Consider the following 2,384-nt stretch of genomic DNA (forward strand, 5'->3'; position numbering starts at 1 on the left):
GGTCTTCGGTGATCTCGTCATAGTTTTCCCCGGCCTGGAGGTTCATGTCCATCCAGACTTCAAAGCCCTCAGCCGTCAGGCCATCGACAATGATCTGAGCGGTTTTCAGGTCTTCGCGGTTATACGATACAAATATTTCCGACATGCGCCCCTCCGGTCATTCGGGTCCCCGACCGGTCGCACCAAGAGCGCCCTATTCGGCGCAGTTGCAACAGTTTTCAAAGCGGAAGACCAACCGGTGGTGGGGATTGCCTGAAAGGCAGTCTATACGCGGCTCCAGAAATGCAGTAAGGCCCCCGAATGTTCCGGGCATGGGATTCGCCCGGCTGCAGTCCTTTGGGCCATTGGGGCCCGAAAGACGCAGGACGCGCGCCGCCAATCCGGGCGGCCAGGCAAATCAACCAGACATCCCGGAGACACTACCCTTGACTGAGACAACATTCGCGGATTTCGGCCTCGCCGATAACATCCTCAAAGCCGTTATTGAATCCGGCTATACCATTCCCACCCCCATCCAGCGCGAAGCCATTCCGCACATCCTGATGGGCGGTGACGTGACCGGCATTGCCCAGACCGGCACCGGCAAGACAGCCGCCTTCGTACTGCCGATGATCCAGCGCCTTTCGACCGGCCGGGCCCGGGCGCGCATGCCGCGCTGCCTGATCCTCTGCCCGACGCGCGAGCTGGCGGCGCAGGTATCCGAGAACTTCGAGAAGTATGGCAAGTACCTGAAGCTGACCATGGCGCTGCTGATCGGCGGCGTGAGCTTCAAAGAACAGGAAGGCCTGCTCCAGCGCGGCGTCGACGTACTGATCGCAACGCCGGGCCGCCTGATGGACCAGTTCGACCGCGGCAAGCTCTTGATGATGGGCGTCGAGACGCTGATCATCGACGAGGCCGACAGGATGCTGGACATGGGCTTCATCCCGGACATCGAGAAAATCTGCTCCAAGCTGCCGGCAACGCGCCAGACACTGCTCTTCTCGGCAACCTTCCCGAACGATATCCAGCGCCTCGCCAAGACCTTCCAGAAAGATCCGAAAAAGATCGAAGTGGCGCGCCCGACGGACGCCGCCCAGACGATAACCCAGCACGTGGTTCATCTGCCCACGAACGATGGCAAGGCCCGCCGCACAGCGCTGCGCCGCGTGATCGAAAGCTGCAACGTGAAGAACGGTATCGTGTTCTGCAACCGCAAGGTTGAGGTGGACATCGTGGCGGCTTCGCTGTCGAAACATGGCCATGACGCTGCGCCAATCCACGGCGACCTGCCGCAATCCGTCCGTACAGAAACCTTGCAGCGTTTCCGCGATGGGTCGCTGAAGCTGCTGGTGGCGTCTGACGTGGCGGCGCGCGGTCTCGACATTCCGGATGTTGGCCATGTGTTCAACTTCGGCCCGCCGCCGAAGGACGAAGACTACATCCACCGTATCGGCCGCACGGGCCGCGCGGGACGTACCGGCGAGAGCTACACGCTCGTTGCCCCGGCGGACGACAAGTCCTGGGGCTTCGTGCTGAAGATGACCAAGCAGGACGTGACGGACTTCATGCCGGAAGGCCTGCTCGACGAGTTGAAGGACCTGCCGCCGGAAGAGAAACGCGACCGGCCAGGTGGCCGCAGCAGCCGTGACCGGGACCGCGAGCGCGGCCCGCGTGGACGCAGCGAGCGCGGCGAAGGCCGTGAGCGCGGCCCGCGCCGCCGCGAGCGCAGCGAAGAAACGCCGGTTGTGGCGGACGCCGTGGCAGGCGATGTGGCTGTGGTGAGCCAAGCCGCCGCCGAAGCGCCGGTTGCCCGTGAAGATGCCCCGCGCCGCGAAGATGCCGCGAAACGTGAAGACATTGCCAAGCGTGAAGATGCGCCGAAGCGCGAACGCGCCCCTCGCGGCGAGAAACGCCGTGAACGGAGCGAAAAGCCGCGCGTCGAACAGAGCGAACAGCCGCGTATGGAACGTACCGAACGCACGGACCGTACCAGCGACAAGCGCGAGCGCCCCAGCCGTGACTACAAGCGCAAGGACGACGACCTGATCCTCGAGCCGGCGCCCGACCGGGTCAAAGGCTTCGGCTCTGATGTTCCGTCCTTCCTGAAGAAGCGCTGATCGCCTGATCACGCCGAATTCGTTCAAAGCCCATCCTGACGCAGGTCAGGGTGGGCTTTGCACTATGGGCTCCTAGACGGGCATCGCGCGCCTGATGGGGCCGCTGACGGTCGCCGGCCCGGCGGCGGCGGAGCAGGCGGGCTTCGGCCTGTTCAATGCCGTTTTCCTTCCCGCCTCGCTCGTTGCGGCGGCGGTATTGGTGCTGCTGGACCTTGCGGTCTGGGCACTGCACCTGGCAATGAACAAGGCGCCGCTGCTGTTGTGGATGCACCGGTTGCATCATGC

General features: G+C 63.7%; 2 protein-coding genes and 1 pseudogene. 2 read left to right on the top strand and 1 reads right to left on the bottom strand.

Annotated elements, in window-relative coordinates:
* Positions 1–145: TIR domain-containing protein (locus tag WEA77_RS10420; RefSeq protein ID WP_368067829.1), on the bottom strand; the 145-nt coding region annotated here is incomplete at its 3' end.
* 280 nt (positions 146–425) lie between these two features.
* Between WEA77_RS10420 and WEA77_RS10425 the strand changes: the two genes are divergently transcribed.
* Together WEA77_RS10425 and WEA77_RS10430 are read left to right on the top strand one after the other, a co-directional pair.
* Complete coding sequence (locus WEA77_RS10425) at positions 426–2,099, top strand: DEAD/DEAH box helicase (protein ID WP_368067814.1); 1,674 nt, start codon at positions 426–428, stop codon at positions 2,097–2,099.
* Between the two features lie 94 nt (positions 2,100–2,193).
* Positions 2,194–2,384, top strand: a pseudogene (locus WEA77_RS10430) (sterol desaturase family protein); the annotation flags it as partial.

It is taken from the genome of Hyphomonas sp., from assembly GCF_040882205.1.
In the GTDB taxonomy this organism is placed as follows: domain Bacteria; phylum Pseudomonadota; class Alphaproteobacteria; order Caulobacterales; family Hyphomonadaceae; genus Hyphomonas.